The sequence below is a fragment of the Kitasatospora nipponensis genome (genome assembly GCF_039528135.1).
Classification (GTDB): Bacteria; Actinomycetota; Actinomycetes; order Streptomycetales; family Streptomycetaceae; genus Kitasatospora; species Kitasatospora nipponensis.
Genome location: NZ_BAAALF010000532.1, coordinates 1 through 228, shown reverse-complemented (window position 1 = coordinate 228; position 228 = coordinate 1). Strand labels below are relative to the sequence as shown.

1 protein-coding gene is annotated in these 228 nt (G+C 71.1%); it reads left to right on the top strand.

Translation table 11 applies throughout. The features are described from left to right. On the top strand, positions 1-228 hold a 228-nt coding region (locus tag ABD323_RS41685; protein ID WP_344447291.1), incomplete at both ends, for a TauD/TfdA dioxygenase family protein.

Here is a 228-nt window from a genome sequence, read left to right as displayed (position 1 = left end):
GTGCTGTTCTTCGGGGGGCAGCAGCACCTGGACGACGCCGGGCACGAGGCGTTCGCGCGGCTGCTCGGCCACCCGGTGGGGCACCCGACGGTGCCGAGCGCGGACGGGCGGTACATCTTCGAGCTGGACGCCACCAAGGGGGTCCGGGCCAACAACTGGCACACCGACGTGACCTTCGTGCCGTCCTACCCGAAGGCGTCCATCCTGCGTTCGCTGGAGCTCCCGGAG